Raw genomic sequence first — 14262 nt, forward strand, 5'->3', positions numbered from 1 at the left:
CAAATATTACAAAGACGGTCGACGCCAATAATTATTGGCTGCTGCGATGGTAGCAAACTCGACGGCGACAACGTGACTTGCCGCGATCAACGCTTCGGGATCATGCGCATATTGGACACGCCCCGCTTGCAGCGTTTCCAACTCGCCCTGAATTGCGTGAATCGAGTGGCGAGCAAGCATGATGGCCAACGCTCGTCCTTCCTCAGGTGTCGGTGTAATAAGGGAGTTATTTGGAATCAACGGCGTCTGCGGCACCTGGGTCATTGATGGCACTCCTCTCTTGGCGGCCGAATCGCCGATCTTCCGAAAACCGGATTCGTTTCGGAAGCTATATGTTCTATAGCGATGCCTTGAGCCAGTGTCGGCAAGCAGGGGCAGCAGCCGCGCCGATATGACCCTACAGGCTCGCGCCGATGAACCGACACGGCTTCAATGCATTTATTTTCTGCCGAACAGCTTCTCGATGTCGCCATGCGCCAGCTTCACCCAGGTCGGGCGGCCATGATTGCATTGGCCCGAGTGCGGCGTCGCTTCCATCTCGCGGAGCAGCGCGTTCATCTCGGCGACCGATAGGACACGCCCCGCACGCACCGAGCCGTGGCAGGCCATCGTCGCCGCGACATGGTCGAGCCGTTCCTTGAGGCTCAGCGCTTCGTCGAAGCTCGCGAGTTCGTCGGCGAGGTCGGTGACGAGGCCGTGGATATCCCCCTTGCCCAGGGCCGCGGGCATCGCGCGCACCAGCATCGCACGCGGGCCGAAGCGCTCGAGGTCGAGCCCGAACGCCGACAGCTCCTCGATCCGCCCCTCGAGCCGGTCGCAGCCGGGCTCGTCGAGCTCGACCACCTCGGGGAGCAGCAGCGCCTGGCTCGCGACGCCGCCGTTCGCCATCGCGCGGCGCATCCGCTCGAGCACGAGGCGCTCGTGCGCGGCATGCTGGTCGACGAGAACGAGCCCGTCCTCGGCCTCGGCGACAATATAGGTCCGCGCCACCTGCCCGCGAGCGACGCCGAGGGGGTAGCTCACCGTCTCAGGCACCGGGGCATAGGCCGGCTCGGCGCGGGCCTGGGGCGGGGCGATGAAGCTGATGCGACGGTCGTGGAGCGAGGCGCCCGAGTAATGCCTAAAAAGCCCCTCCCCTTCAGGGGAGGGGTTGGGGTGGGGCGTGTAAGTCTCACCGAGACCAGCGTATTCGTTGACGGGCCCCACCCCCAACCCCTCCCCTGAAGGGAAGGGGCTTGCCAGCTGCTCTGTCGTCCACATCCCCAGCGCCGCCTCCTGCGGCCGCTGCACGCTGCGGTGCCCGGCTTCGTCCAGCGCCCGCCGCAACCCGCTCACGATCAGCCCGCGCACCAGCGCCGGGTCGCGGAAGCGCACTTCGGTCTTCGCCGGATGCACGTTCACATCGACTTCGCTCGCCGGCACCTCGAGAAACAGCGCCACTACCGGATGGCGATCGCGCGCGAGCATCTCGGCATAGGCGCCGCGCACCGCGCCGACCAGCAGCCGGTCCTTCACCGGCCGTCCGTTGACGAAGAGATACTGATGGTCGGCCACGCCGCGGTTGAAGGTCGGGATCCCCGCCACCCCGCCGAGCACATGCCCCTCGCGCTCGAGGTCGATCGCGACGCTGTTCTCGGCCAGCGCCCGGTCGGTGAGCCCCGCGACGCGCTCGGGTCGCGTCTCGCCGGGCTGGACCTGAAGCACGCGCCGTCCGTCATGCTCGACCGAGAAGCCGACGTCCGCGCGCGCCATCGCCAGCCGCTTCACCACGTCGAGGCAGGCAGCATACTCCGCGCGCGCCGAGCGCAGGAACTTGCGCCGCGCCGGCACGCGCTCGAACAGCGCCTCGACCCGTACGCGCGTGCCCGGCGGCAGCGCCGCGGGCCCCTCCGCCGCCACCACGCCATTGTCGACGGTGAGCGCCCAGCCCTCCTGCCCCCGCACCCGGCTCTCGAGCGTCAGCCGCGCGACGCTCGCGATCGAGGGCAGCGCTTCACCGCGAAAACCGAGCGTCGCGACGTTTTCGATCGCGTCGTCCGGAAGCTTCGAGGTCGCGTGGCGCTCCAACGCGAGCTTCATTTCGGCGGGCAGCATCCCGCAGCCGTCGTCGATTACTTCGATCAGCGAGGTGCCGCCGTCGCCCAGCCGCACGGCGACTCGTACCGCACCCGCGTCGATCGCGTTTTCGACGAGTTCCTTCAGCGCGCTGGCGGGTCTTTCGACGACTTCTCCCGCAGCAATTCGGTTGACAAGATGCTCTGGCAGACGGCGTATTGACATGCATGTCCGTCTAGCCCAACGGGCGGCATCCCGCGACCCGTATCCGCATGGCTTCGTGGCCGGATTCGTCCGACCGCGAGGGTCAGGGACTAGATTATGTGCGAACAGCCGCGCGCACGGGCGCGTCCGCGGCAGGACGGAATTTATTGATGGTTTTTTCCCGCATTTTCAAATTCATGTCCCATGACATGGCGATCGACCTCGGCACCGCGAACACGGTCGTGTACCTGCGCGGGCGCGGCGTCGTCCTGAACGAGCCGTCGGTCGTCGCGGTCGAGACCATCAACGGCGTCCGCAAGGTCAAGGCCGTCGGTGACGATGCGAAGCTGATGATGGGCAAGACGCCCGGCTCGATCGAAGCGATTCGCCCGCTTCGCGACGGCGTGATCGCCGACATCGATGTCGCCGAGCAGATGATCAAGCACTTCATCCAGAAGGTGCACGGCCAGCGGCGCTTCATGCGCTGGCCGCAGATCGTGATCTGCGTGCCCTCGGGCTCCACCTCGGTCGAGCGCCGCGCGATCCGTGATGCCGCGTCGAACGCGGGCGCTTCGCAGGTGTGGCTGATCGAGGAGCCGATGGCGGCCGCGATCGGCGCCGACATGCCGGTGACCGAGCCGATCGGCTCGATGGTGGTCGACATCGGCGGTGGCACCACCGAAGTCGCAGTGCTCTCGCTGCGCGGCCTCGCCTATTCCACGAGCGTGCGCGTCGGCGGCGACAAGATGGACGAAGCGATCGTCAGCTACGTCCGCCGCAACCACAACCTGCTGATCGGCGAAGCCACGGCCGAGCGGATCAAGCAGGAAGTCGGCGTCGCCAAGCCGCCCGCGGACGGCATCGGCCAGACGATCCACATCAAGGGCCGCGACCTCGTCAACGGCGTGCCCAAGGAGATCCAGATCAACCAGGGCCAGATCGCCGAGGCGCTGAGCGAGCCCGTCGGCACGATCGTCGAGGGCGTTCGCATCGCGCTCGAGAACACCGCGCCCGAACTCGCTGCTGACATCGTCGACCAGGGCATCGTGCTCACCGGCGGCGGCGCATTGCTCCAGGGAATCGACGAAGTGCTCCGCGATGAGACGGGTCTGCCGGTCACCGTGGCCGAGGACCCGCTTACCTGCGTGGCGCTCGGCACCGGGCGTGCGCTAGAAGATCCAGTGTTCCGCGGCGTTCTTCTCGCGGTTTGAGTCGGGACTAGGGGGTTATGGCGCCGCCAAGAAACCGGCGCCCGGGGTTTTCGCGGCGGGCGCAATACGGGCTCTTCCTCGGATATGTCGCGGCGGTCGGCGGTGCGCTGATCGGCGCGATCCTGCTGTTGCTGTCGACATTCAATCCCCCGGCCTATGCCGCGGTGCGCAGCTTCTTCGCCGAGCTCACGACGCCGGTCGCTTCGGCGTTCGATTGGGTACGCCGTGGGATCGCGGGTACGCCCCAGGCGATCGGCGAGCATTGGGACGTCAAGGCGGAGAACGACCGCCTCAAGAAGGAGCTCGAGACCGAGCGTACGCTGATCAACCGCGCACGCACGCTCAACCAGGAGAACCGGCGCCTGCGCGCGATGCTCCAGCTGCGCGATGCAGCGCCCGACGCGGTCGTCGCGGCGCGGCTCGTGAACAGCTCGGCCTCGAGCACGCGACGCTACGCCACGCTCAACGCGGGCTGGATGCAGAAGGTGAAGGCGGGCCAGCCGGTGCGCGAGCCGGGGGGATTGATCGGCCAGGTGATCGAGACCGGCCCGAACAGCTCGCGCGTGCTCCTCATCATCGACGCCGAGAGTATCGTACCGGTGCGCCGGGTGAGCGACGGAATGCCCGCGATCGCCGCCGGCCGCGGCGACGGGCTGCTCGACATCCGCTCGGCGAGCCTCGCCAGCGGGCAGTTCAGCCAGGGCGACACCTTCGTCACCTCGGGCACCGGCGGTATCTATCCGCCCAACGTGCCCGTAGCCAAGGTGATCCGCACCTCTCGCGACGTCGGCGTCGCCCAGCCGATGGCCAATCCGGACGGGCTCGATTTCGCGCTGGTGCTGCAGAGCTTCCTGCCGCCCCCGCCGCCCACGCCGACGCCCACCCCCACGCCCAAGGCGACGCCCAAATGAGCAGGCGATGAGTTCCGACCATCTCCCGCTCCGGCGTGTCGAAGAGCGGTCGCGCGCGCGCTGGCTCGCGCCGGTGACGGTGGTGGCGGGATCGCTGGTGACGGTGATCTTCCCGATGATCGCCACCTTCCCCTTCCTGCCGCCCTTCGGCCTGCTGATGCTGCTCGCCTGGCGGCTCCACCGTGCCGATACGCTCAAGGTCTGGGCGCCCGTGCCGCTCGGGCTGGTCGACGATCTGTTCAGCGGCCAGAACCTCGGGGCCGCGATGACCTTCTGGACGCTGTGCTTCATCGCGATCGATGTGCTAGATACGCGCCTTGTGTGGCGTGACTTCTGGCAGGACTGGTTGATCGCGTCCGGCGCCGTCGGCTTCTGCCTCATCGCCGGGCGGCTCGTCGCGACTCCCTTCGCGGCGCATGTCGACACCGCACTGCTGCTCCAGATCGTCGCGAGCGCCGCGCTCTTCCCTTTGTTCTTCCGCTTCGTCGTCCGGCTCGATCGCGATCGGGAGCCGAACTGAGATGCACATGCGCATCACCGAGGCCACCCAGGCGTACAGCTTCTCGCGCCGCGCGGTGGGTCTCGGCTTCCTGCAGGGCGGCGTCGCGCTGGCGCTGGCCTCGCGGATGGGCTGGCTCGCGGTGGTCGAGAACGAGCAATATCAGCTCAAGGCCGAGAGCAACCGCGTCAACCTGACGCTCACGCCGCCGCGCCGCGGCTGGATCGTCGACCGCCACGGCGTGCCGATCGCCAACAACCGCACCGACTATCGCGTCGACCTCATCCCCGACCGGATCGAGGACAAGCCCAAGATCCTCAAGCTCCTCACCGAGATCCTCAACCTCACGCCCGAGGATGTCGCGCGGATCGAGACCGACCTGAAGCGCGCCGCCGGCTTCCAGCCCGTCCAGGTGCTCGAGAATCTCGACTGGGACCGGTTCGCCGCCGTCTCGGTCCGCCTGCCCGAGCTGGTCGGCGTCGCGCCGACCCAAGGCTTCGCCCGCAACTATCCGCTCGGCGCCGCGGTCGGCCACCTCACCGGCTATGTCGGCGCGCCGTCGGCCGAACAGTATAAGAAGGAGAAGGACCCGCTTCTCCTCGCCCCCGGCTTCAAGCTCGGCAAGGACGGGATCGAGAAGACGCTCGAGGACGTGCTGCGCGGCACGCCCGGCGCCAAGCGCGTCGAAGTCACCGCGCACGGCAAGCTGGTCAAGGAGCTCGCCACCCGCGAGGACCGGCCCGGCAAGACGGTGAAGCTCACCATCGATTCCGGCCTCCAGGAATATGCCGCGCGGCGCCTCGGCACCAACTCGGGCTCGGCGATCGTCATCGACGTGAGCAACGGCGACATCCTCGCGATGGTGTCGATGCCCGCCTACGATCCCAACGCCTTCTCCGACGGCATCACCCAGAGCGAATGGAAGATGCTCGCGGAGAACGACCACGTTCCCTTGATGAACAAGGTGCTGCAGGGCCTCTATCCGCCGGGCTCGACGGTCAAGCCGATGAACGGGCTGGCGCTGATGCAGGCAGGCGTCGATCCCCATGCGCGCGTGTCCTGCTCGGGCGCGTTGCGCGTCGGCAATGGCGTGTTCCACTGCCACAAGCGCGGCGGCCATGGTTCGCTCGATCTCAAGAACGCGATCATGCAGAGCTGCGACATCTATTTCTACGAGATGGTGCGCCGCGTCGGCTATGACGCGGTCGCGCCGGTCGCGCGCGCGCTGGGGCTCGGCCAGAAGTTCGAGCTGCCGTTCGGCACCCAGCGCTACGGCACCGTGCCCGACAGTGCGTGGAAGCTCCGCCGCTACAAGGATGCGTGGACGGTGGCGGACTCGCTCAACGCTTCGATCGGCCAGGGCTATGTGCTCGCCAATCCGATGCAGCTCGCAGTGATGGCGAGCCGCCTCGCCTCGGGCCGCGCGCTGACTCCGCGGCTGCTGGCCGGCGAGCCGCTCCAGCCCGCCAATGCGCTCGCCGCGACGCCCGAGCAGCTCGCGATCATCCGCGACGCGATGTTCGGCGTGGTCAACCAGGGCGGCACCGGCGGCGCGGCGCGGATGCAGCTCCCCAACGTCGCGATCGCCGCCAAGACCGGCACCGCGCAGGTGCGCCGCATCACCATGGCCGAGCGTGCTGGCGGCGTGCTCAAGAACGCCGCTTTGCCCTTCAAGCTGCGCGACCACGCGCTGTTCGTCTGCTTCGCGCCGGCGGACAATCCCAAATACGCCGCGGCGATCGTGCTCGAGCACAACGGCCACACGGTCCGCAACCTCGACACGCCGATGATCGGTCGCGACATCATGACCTGGCTGTTCGACCGCGATCTGGCGATGAAGTCGCTCGCCGAAGTCGAGCCCACCTGGGGCGGCGACTATCGCACGCGCATGGCCGAGGATGCCAAGGCGTTCGACCAGGCGCAGAATGTCGTAGCGCCCCCGGCCCCCGAGGATGCCGAGGCCGCGCAGAGCAACGTCGCCGCCGCCGCGGCGGACGCGACCACGAGCAACGCAACCTCCAGCGACGCGGCCGCTACCGGCAGCGCGGACACCGGCGAATGAGCAGCAAGGCACCTCTCAGCACCGGGCTCGGGCCCGGCGTCGTCCCCGCCCCGCTCGCGCAGCTGCCCTGGGGAATCATCCTGCTGGTCACCTCGATCGGCGTGTTCGGGCTGGTGGTGCTCTATTCGGCGGCGAGCGGCAGCATCTATCCCTGGGCCTTTCCGCAGGGAGTCCGCTTTTTCGCCTTCCTCGCCATGGCGATCGCGCTCAGCCGCGTGCCCGAGAGCTTCTGGGCCTTCGCGTCCTTTCCGATCTACGGCCTGCTGGTGCTGATGTTGATCGGGGTCGAGTTGCTCGGCGCCGTTGCGGGCGGCAGCCAGCGCTGGCTCGACCTGGGGCTGATCCGCCTCCAGCCGTCGGAGCTGATGAAGCCCGCGATCGTGCTGACGCTGGCGCGTTTCTACGAGATCCTGCCCGCGGGCGAGATTCGCCGCTTCGGCGCGATCTGGCCGGCGTGCGTGCTGATCGGCATCCCGGCGCTGCTGGTGATACTCCAGCCCGATCTGGGGACGGCGCTGATGATCTCGATCGGCGGGGTGACGGTGATGTTCCTTGCCGGCATCCCGCTGCGCCTGTTCATCGGCGGCGCGCTGCTGATGGCGGTGGCGGCGCCGCTTGCCGTGAACTTCGTGCTGCATGACTATCAGCGCAACCGCGTGCTGATCTTCCTCGACCCCGAGAGCGATCCGCTCGGCACCGGCTATCACATCAGCCAGTCGAAGATCGCGATCGGCTCGGGCGGCGTGTTCGGCAAGGGCTTCCTGAAAGGCACCCAAAGCCACCTCGACTATCTCCCCGAAGGCCAGACCGATTTCGCGCTGGCGACGATGATGGAGGAATGGGGCCTGATGGGCGGCTTCTTCCTGATCCTCGCCTTCGGCATCCTGGTGCGCTGGGGAGTCAACGTCGGGATCAAGGCGCAGAGCCGTTTCGCCCGGCTGACCGCGGCGGGGCTGTCGGCGACGATCTTCTATTATGTCGCGATCAACATGGCGATGGTGATGGGGCTGGCGCCGGTGGTGGGCGTACCGCTGCCCTTGATCAGCTTCGGCGGGACGGCACAGATGACGATCCTGATCTGCCTCGGCATCCTGATGTCGATCGACCGTGCCAACCGCAAGGTGGTGCGCTGGTAGGCGGCGGTCGCGGGGTGCGGCCGCGGCGCGATCCGGACGATTGCGTGGCTGGGTGCGATTTTCGCAATTTTGGGGTTTGCAAAGCCGGAACCGGGTGCTAACGGCGCCCCTCCAATCGCGGCGGCGCCCTTCCAACAGCGCCTCTTCCGCCCGGAATGGACGCATAGCTCAGTTGGTAGAGCAGCTGACTCTTAATCAGCGGGTCCTAGGTTCGAGCCCTAGTGCGTCCACCAAATTTCCTAGCAATTTCAACAACTTAGCGTGATGTCCGGATAGCCGGGCCGGTCCGTCAATTGGGCTAGGTAACACCCTAGGTAACAGTTGGCCGTAAGATTTTTTTTCGCTCCCGGGAGATGTCAGGGGCGTTCTTCCTGCCTCGACACATGGGATTCGAATGGACACGCCCTTTTCGAACAGCAGTTCGAGCCGGGACCGCCATTCTCGTTTTGGTAGGGTCGCAGGGCTACGTAAGGTGCAGCTTATCCGGGCCAGAGCCCGTGAGAGACAGATGATGACGAATGTGGCGGCCCAGGTGCTGGCGACGGTCAACGCCCCCTATGGGGCGAACCTCTCCGCTCATCAGCTCGCCGCGATGATCGCTGACCCGAAAAGCGCGAGCGACTTCGTCGCACCGGTGTTCTCCTTCTTCTCCGAAGTCTCTCTTTCCGCGCAGAAGCAGTTCATCGCCGACATGGGCGTTGATGCGGCCAAGGCGAGCCAGGTCGCGGTCGAGCTTTCCAAGCTGTCGGGCTACGCGCTGCCGTTGGCGGCCTAAGGGATGCTGGAAGGCCGCTAGGCGTCGCGATGCAAGGCTCGCAGCACGCGTTTGAGGAGCATGGCACCGGCTTCGGTCCGGTCCCAGGCGGTCAGCACTTCGGCCGACAACATCGCTTCCATTTCATTGTCTCCCCTTGGCTGCAGCGCCATGCCGTCCGCTTCAGGTTGAATCCCAAGGGCGTTGCAGATTTTCAAGACGCTGGGATTGAGCGTCTTGAACTCGCCGCGGCAGATTCGGAATGCCTGGGCGCCATCCACCCCGGCCAAAACTCCAAGATTTTCAAAGCTTAAGTCGCGCTCAAGGCGGCGCGCACTGATCGCCTTGGAGAGGGTCGAAGCGTGTTCGTATCGTTTAGCCATTGCAAATTATCATAAGCTTCAATAGACAATTTGCAATGTTGTTGAGAGGGCCGGGACTTGTACGCTAGCTTTGAACAATGGACTGGCAGACGCGAACTGGCGACCTTCGGTACAAATTCCGGATCGGCGACGCTTCCCTTCCAGCGTTGGCGTCACTTCAAGGAAGCGTTCGCCCCGGAGATCGTGTATGAAGCGGTGCAGTCGAGTGCTGTCCGCGTGGAAACGTGCCTGGATCCCTTTGGGGGGTCAGGAACGAGTGCGCTCGCCTGTCAGTTCCTTGGCGTCGAACCGACTACAATCGAGGTCAATCCTTACCTTGCCGACCTCATCGAGGCCAAGCTTACGGCCTATGATGCGGAGCGGCTCGTTTCCGACTTGGGAACGGTGCTGCGCGCCGCCGGGCGATGCGATGCAAAAGAGCGACTGCAGCGTTTGCCAGCGACATTTGTTGAGCCTGGCCTAGATTCGCGATGGCTGTTCGACGCCGAGGTGGCCGGTCGCATTCTGACGATCGTGGAGGCGATCGAAGGGCTGGACATAACTGCTCATCGCCGGCTGTTCAAAGTGCTGCTAGGCGGCGTGCTGGTGGAGCTCAGCAATGCCGTCGTGAACGGCAAGGGTCGGCGCTATCGCCGCGGCTGGGAGAAACGGCGCAGGGGCGCCGGCGAAGTCGACATGGCCTTTGCTTCAGCAGTTTCGGCCGCGATCGGCGAAATCGGCCGGTTTGGTCGCCGCGCCGTTCCCGCCTATACGGTGGTGCGCGGAGACAGCCGCCGTGCGATCGAAGGCCTTGGTCCTTTCGATCTGGCGGTGTTTTCCCCTCCTTACCCAAATTCCTTCGATTATACAGATGTTTATAACATAGAGCTGTGGATGCTGGGCTATCTCCGCGCCCCCAATGCAAATCGTGCGCTTCGCCAGAGCACATTGGCGTCCCATGTCCAAATACATCGCGACTATATGCCGGCCCCCGTGGGATCGGAGAAGCTCGCCGAGACGCTGGAATTGCTGAGCGAGCAACGGGACAAGCTTTGGAATCCTCACATCCCGGCGATGCTCGGCGCCTATTTCGCGGAAATGTCAGGGATCGTGGAATCGCTCGGCGCGGCGCTCAGGCCCGGCGCCTCGATCTGGGCTGTGGTCGGCGACAGTCGCTATGCCGGTGTGGCCGTGAACGTTGCCGATATCCTCGCGGAACTCGCCGTGGCATCCGGGCTGCAGGTCGAGCGCAACGAGACACTGCGCGAAATGCGCACCTCGGCCCAGCAAGGCGGCCAGGCCCAACTCGCGGAAAGCTTGCTGGTCTTGCGCTGCGACTAGGCGCCGTAGCGGGCTTGCCGCCAGGCCTCTGCGTCATTGTAGAGAAAATTGCGGTGGAGAGCGACGCTGATGCTGTCGGCATAGGGCTTCACGCTGGAGAAGGTGGCGACTTCGCCCCGATCGCCATCCCGCATGTCGAAACAGCAGAGCAGGCCAGCCTTAGCCTTGCGGACATCGCGATAGGCGGCAGCCTGGCGGACGCCGCGCCGCATCCATTTCTCATTGAACGCGTCGGACCATTTTTTCCCCCGGCGATTGCGTTCGCGCAGCACCTTGATCTCGATCTCGGCGGGAATGATGGTGGCGCCGTCGGCAAGCCGCTGCACGACCTCCAGATCGACCCGCCCCGCCTTCATGGGCTGCTCGGGACGCACATCGCAATTGAAGAGCCTGAGCGACAAGGCAAGTTTGACATGGGTTTGGGCAATGGCTTCGGCATTGCTATTGGCATGAAGCTTCTGCGCATCGCTCCACATCGAATTGCCGGAGATCTGCGCATCTGGCGTGCAAAGATGTTCCTCGTGCATCTCGTCGATCGCACGCTTGATGTCGTCGAGAGTCATCTCGCGATCGGCCACCTCCACTGTGTCGAACTCGGTCTCCGCGCTGAGGCCTTCGGGATAGACCCGGACGGTCGGAATCGCGACCGTCGGATTAAAGACGGCTGCAGGGATGCCACCGAGGCCCAGGCTTTCAACATGGTCGAACATGCTTCCGGCATCTTCGGACGGCGGTGCCAGCTCACGGCCCGATTGCGCGGTCATGGAGACAAACCAGATCTTACCGCATATTTCGACGCCGCCATCGCCCAACATCGGCTGACGCACCGTCTCCGTTCCCGGAGGGCCGCTGGGATGGAAGAGGAAGACGGCGATTGCGTCGCGGCGCATGTTGCCGAGATGCTGGCGCATGCGCCGCAAGGCGAGCCTGGCGACATTGCGGCCGAACCGATGAATGGGATCGATGTCGTCGTCGGCGCCATCGCCGGCAAACTGCGCGGCGGTTCCGCGCAAATCGGCGCCTGTCCATGGACCCAGCCCAGTTTCCGGCTCGTTATCGGCCACCCTGGAGCCTTCTGCGCAGGTGACGGACATAGAGATGGACTTTTTCGCTGGCGCCGACGACCGCTCCCGCGGGCACCAAATCGCCGACCTTCTCCGCCGCCGCAGCCGAGTAGTTGGCGCTCAGCCACTCCCCAAAGTCGATCACATTATCGTTGCCGACCTTGGGATTAGCATAGGTGGCGTCCTCGGTGATCGCACGATCGATTTCCTCGTCGGTGAGGGCGGATAGGGCCAGCACCAACTCACGCACGAAGCGCGTCGCCGCGGCTTCTTCCGGCATGGTGCTGAGATAGCTCAGAATGGGTTCCGCCAGTTCCGGGTTGACACGATAGCTCCCATCGAGCCGATACCGATCATCATCGATGCGTTGATGCCGAAGCTTCTCGACCCGCACGACGCCCAGCCCAACCAGGCGATCGAGGTCGTTCTGCAGATCGGGATAGAAGGGGCCCCCGCTACGCTTCAGCACGCTGCCATCGACGCTCGGCATATCCCAGACTGGCGACAGCACGTTGGCAAGATAGGCGATCAGGTGAAGGCGCAGGGTCGGCAGCGGCTCAATGCCAGCCTCGCGGCTCGCCTCGAGCAGCGCGACCAAACGAACGCGGCGACGAATCGAGCCGGCGAAGTCGTCCAATGGATCGGTCGAGGCATCGCTCATCGCAATGGCTCGAACAATTTCGCGCGAAGCTCATCATATTCGTCTCGGTCGGCCGTGACGGCCGCGGTCGGCCTTGCGATCTCGAAGAGATCCACCAGTCGCGCGGCTTTCTCGGGGGTCGTCGCAATCCCGCTGATCAGCGTGGGCAGCAAGCTTCCCTCGACCAGATTCGAGGTGACCAGGACCGTGTTGCCCGGTTCGGCGCCAAAGCGCAGCAACACGTCGCCAGCCCGCTTGGCGAAGACAGCATCGAGCGAAGACTCAGGCGTGTCGATCACGAGGCCTGCGGCCCCCTGGCCAGCCGTGCGCATCAAGGCCATTCTGAAGGCGAGGTCGATAAATTCGCGTTGGCTTTCCGACACGTCGTCCGGTCCAGCGCGGCGGACCGTGTCCGAGAAATCGCTACCGGTCATGTTGAGCTCAAACGCCGGGAAAGGGATGGCCTCGCCGCCCTGGCCGACGGCTGCGGGGCGCGAGGTCCAGGTCAGCGACACGCGTTCGGACAAGAACTTGCCCGCGAATTGCTCGAATGTGGCGACAATCTCGGCCGAGGAGGAGAGCAGCGCCTCGGTGCATTCTTCCACGAATTTGCGGAATGTGGCCCGTTCCTCGGCGAGTTCGGCCTTCATTGTCTCAAGCCGGCTACGGATCGCGGCAAGCTCCGTGCGTTGCTGCCGCAGCGCCGCCTCGTCGGGCGGCAGCATTTCGACAATTTGCGCCAGGCGAGCGGATCGCGTCGCGATCTCGGCGCGCAATTGCGTCATTTCGGCGGTATGCGCGTCGAACTGCGCCTCGGCCATCTCGCGTTCGCGGGTAGTCGTCGCCAGCTCCCGATCCGCCTGTTCCATCTGATGCGCGGTCTTGGCGACGCGTTCGTCGGCGACTTCGCGAGCCTCGACGATCTGCTCCGATTTTGCGAGATCGCTGTCGCAGACGACGCACTTTCCGGAGGAAAGGCGATCCGCATACATCTGCGCCGCTTCCGGCGCATGGGTTCCGCAGACGAGACAATCCAGCTCGCTCATGAGGTGGGCGACCATGTACCGGCCAGTTTCCAAGCGACCCGGAAAGCGCGCTTCAATCGCCAATAGCTTGGCATGTTCAAGGGCACGGAACCGCGCCTCGCGGTCCTGCTTGGCGCGCAGGCTGCTGAGGCGCGCGTCCTGGCGCTGTTTATCGAGCTCGTCCGTGTAGCCCTCGAGGTCCTCAAGGCGCTCGCGAGAGGTCTCCTGCAGCGTTTCCAGCGCCTGAAGCTCGGCGCGAAGGGCGACGCCGTCGGTGATCTTGGCGAGACCCTTTGTCAGCAGCTTTTCTTCCTTGCCGACGACAGCCTGAAAGTTGCGCATGCGGCTGTCGTTCTGGAGGATCGATCGCTCCAGCTCGGTCCAGCGCTGTGCCAGATCCGGTGGCAGGAACAGCATGCGCAACAGTTGCCGCTGCGCAGAAGGGTCCCAGACGAGCGCGCGCCGGTCCTCGAAATAGAAGACGAGATAGCGCAGCATTAGAATGAAATCGCCGAACGAGCCGAGGCCGGCCGCTTTGGCGACCTCCGCCTGAAACGCAGCTTCTTCCTGCGGCTCGATGTCGCCCACCTTGGCAGCGACAAGCGCCAAGGTGTCGAGCCGACGCTCGACCGTGATCGTTGTGGCGCCGAGCATGAATTGGATGCGGGCCGTGGCCCCGACCGCTCGATTGGACACGCGGCTCGCAAATATGCCGCGTTGAAAGGGCGGGATAGGCGATGCCGCCAGGCGGCGGAAGCCCAGCTCGTCGCCGACGCCGAGCTGCGGAATGTCGGATGGGCCGGTGAGCAATCGAAAAAGAAGGGTGATGAGCGTCGTCTTGCCTAACCCGTTGGCGCCGACAACCAGCGTCAGACCGGGCCGGCATTCGATGTGCAATCCTGCCGGTCCATCCGTGGGGCCAGGGTAAAGTCCATATCCATTGACGTCGAGCTGTTGGAAGACGGGGAATGACTTCATGTCAGCGGGCACGGCTGGCG

The 14262-nt window shown here is 65.3% G+C and carries 13 protein-coding genes and 1 tRNA gene; 8 read left to right on the top strand and 6 right to left on the bottom strand.

Annotation, left to right across the window (positions count from 1 at the left end):
* Positions 1–6: 6 nt before the first annotated feature.
* Together J7495_RS04480 and mutL are read right to left on the bottom strand one after the other, a co-directional pair.
* On the bottom strand, positions 7–264 hold the full coding sequence (locus J7495_RS04480; RefSeq protein ID WP_294054878.1) for a hexameric tyrosine-coordinated heme protein: 258 nt from the start codon (positions 262–264) through the stop codon (positions 7–9).
* 174 nt (positions 265–438) lie between these two features.
* Positions 439–2280, bottom strand: a complete 1842-nt coding sequence (mutL, locus tag J7495_RS04485; protein ID WP_294054879.1) for a DNA mismatch repair endonuclease MutL — start codon at positions 2278–2280, stop codon at positions 439–441.
* Between the two features lie 149 nt (positions 2281–2429).
* Between mutL and J7495_RS04490 the strand changes: the two genes are divergently transcribed.
* The 7 genes from J7495_RS04490 to J7495_RS04520 all read left to right on the top strand — a co-directional run bounded on the left by J7495_RS04490 (position 2430) and on the right by J7495_RS04520 (position 8853).
* The gene (locus J7495_RS04490) at positions 2430–3470 is read left to right on the top strand and encodes a rod shape-determining protein (protein WP_294054880.1); all 1041 of its coding nucleotides are present in this window, start codon (positions 2430–2432) and stop codon (positions 3468–3470) included.
* A 17-nt stretch (positions 3471–3487) separates the two neighbouring features.
* A complete protein-coding gene (mreC, locus tag J7495_RS04495) occupies positions 3488–4381 on the top strand; it encodes a rod shape-determining protein MreC (RefSeq protein WP_294054881.1) in 894 nt (297 codons plus the stop codon).
* A gap of 7 nt (positions 4382–4388) precedes the next feature.
* Positions 4389–4901 carry a rod shape-determining protein MreD gene (gene mreD / locus J7495_RS04500; RefSeq protein ID WP_294054882.1) on the top strand — a complete coding sequence of 171 codons (513 nt, stop codon included), beginning with the start codon at positions 4389–4391 and terminating at the stop codon, positions 4899–4901.
* Positions 4902–4908: 7 nt separating this feature from the next.
* The gene (mrdA, locus tag J7495_RS04505; RefSeq protein ID WP_294054883.1) at positions 4909–6942 is read left to right on the top strand and encodes a penicillin-binding protein 2; all 2034 of its coding nucleotides are present in this window, start codon (positions 4909–4911) and stop codon (positions 6940–6942) included.
* Positions 6939–8078 (top strand): rod shape-determining protein RodA, encoded by a 1140-nt coding sequence (gene rodA / locus J7495_RS04510; RefSeq protein ID WP_294054884.1) that lies wholly within the window; start codon positions 6939–6941, stop codon positions 8076–8078. Before mrdA ends, rodA begins: the two co-directional genes overlap by 4 nt.
* A 157-nt stretch (positions 8079–8235) precedes the next feature.
* Positions 8236–8311: transfer RNA gene (locus J7495_RS04515), tRNA-Lys, on the top strand.
* 161 nt (positions 8312–8472) lie between these two features.
* On the top strand, positions 8473–8853 hold the full coding sequence (locus J7495_RS04520) for a hypothetical protein (protein WP_294054885.1): 381 nt from the start codon (positions 8473–8475) through the stop codon (positions 8851–8853).
* A 17-nt stretch (positions 8854–8870) separates the two neighbouring features.
* Here the strand turns inward: J7495_RS04520 and J7495_RS04525 are convergent, their stop codons facing one another.
* Positions 8871–9215, bottom strand: coding sequence for a helix-turn-helix transcriptional regulator (locus J7495_RS04525; RefSeq protein ID WP_294054886.1), 345 nt, complete (start codon positions 9213–9215; stop codon positions 8871–8873).
* 57 nt (positions 9216–9272) lie between these two features.
* Between J7495_RS04525 and J7495_RS04530 the strand changes: the two genes are divergently transcribed.
* Positions 9273–10535: a hypothetical protein gene (locus tag J7495_RS04530; protein ID WP_294054887.1), complete on the top strand. Its 1263-nt coding sequence runs from the start codon at positions 9273–9275 to the stop codon at positions 10533–10535.
* On the opposite strand, the gene J7495_RS04535 is transcribed toward J7495_RS04530, so the two are convergent.
* The 3 genes from J7495_RS04535 to J7495_RS04545 are packed head-to-tail and all read right to left on the bottom strand — an operon-like array spanning position 10532 to position 14242.
* Entirely contained in the window at positions 10532–11599 is a 1068-nt protein-coding gene (locus J7495_RS04535; RefSeq protein ID WP_294054888.1) for a hypothetical protein, read from the bottom strand. The genes J7495_RS04530 and J7495_RS04535 overlap by 4 nt on opposite strands.
* A complete protein-coding gene (locus J7495_RS04540; protein WP_294054889.1) occupies positions 11589–12260 on the bottom strand; it encodes a hypothetical protein in 672 nt (223 codons plus the stop codon). Before J7495_RS04540 ends, J7495_RS04535 begins: the two co-directional genes overlap by 11 nt.
* Positions 12257–14242, bottom strand: a complete 1986-nt coding sequence (locus J7495_RS04545) for an AAA family ATPase (RefSeq protein ID WP_294054890.1) — start codon at positions 14240–14242, stop codon at positions 12257–12259. Before J7495_RS04545 ends, J7495_RS04540 begins: the two co-directional genes overlap by 4 nt.
* Between the last annotated feature and the right edge of the window lie 20 nt (positions 14243–14262).

This window comes from Sphingomonas sp., assembly GCF_017745215.1.
GTDB lineage: Bacteria > Pseudomonadota > Alphaproteobacteria > Sphingomonadales > Sphingomonadaceae > Sphingomonas.